Annotated in this window: 1 protein-coding gene; it reads right to left on the bottom strand. The window is 49.9% G+C overall.

The window, feature by feature from the left end:
• Window positions 1-885: DUF6531 domain-containing protein (locus tag J5X94_RS13800; RefSeq protein WP_228293275.1), on the bottom strand; the 885-nt coding region annotated here is incomplete at both ends.

The following is an 885-nucleotide window of genomic DNA, read 5'->3' as shown; positions in this document are numbered from 1 at the left end:
ATCACCGTATCTTTATCAAAGACCACACTGACCTTTTCTATACCGTCTTTGTGGGTTGAGCTTATAGCACGATCATAAGCATCATACTGCCACTGGGTAATAAGCTGCGCCTCGGACTTATCGTTGTAGCCAAATTTCTCAGTGAGGTTATGCTTGTCATTGGGGTCGTTGTACTGATAGCCGGTCCTGTTCCCTATGGGACTGACGACTTGAGCGAGGTTGCCGTTGCCGTCTAGTAGGTAATGCCAGGTGCTGCTTTGTTGAGCTTGTTTGTTCTTGCTGCTGGTGACGGTGATTCTAGGAAGACCACTTTTGGTGGTGTGATAGCCAAAGCTAAGACGGTCGCCTGTATGGTTGCGTACTTGCGCAAGCCTACCATCGGTGCCATAGGTAAGCGCCCAGTAAGGACTGCTCGGGTCATCGGCTCGTTCAGTGACGCGAGAGAGTTGTCCAAAGCGCTGATGTCCTTGGGTGTTTGCAATTGAAAACTGTCTGTGAGTGATGAATTCAAGCTGTTTGCCAGTGGGCAGATGCCAGATCCAAGTGGCTTTATTCGGGTCACTGTTTTGGGTGCGCTCAAGGTAGCCAAGCTCGGGCTTATCTGCTAAGTAGCGGGTGACGAAGAGGGTGCTGTTATCAAGGGCGGCTGCGGTCTTGATGAAGGCGATCTTTCGACCATCGGCTTGTAGGATGTTTATTTGGGTATCTGTGTCTTGTAGTTGCATGTCATAGTCGTGACGCCAACCAAAACCAAGGGGGCTTGTCTGGTTGCTTCTTGAGTTGTAGTAGCGGTTGAAGCTTAGGCCATATTCACTAGTCGTACTCTGTATGTCATTCGCTGATTCAAACTTGTTGCCCGTTAAGACGTTGATGGGGTTGCCGGCG

This window comes from Psychrobacter sp. K31L, assembly GCF_017942195.1.
GTDB lineage: Bacteria > Pseudomonadota > Gammaproteobacteria > Pseudomonadales > Moraxellaceae > Psychrobacter > Psychrobacter glaciei.
This window is presented reverse-complemented; position numbering and strand designations above follow the sequence as displayed.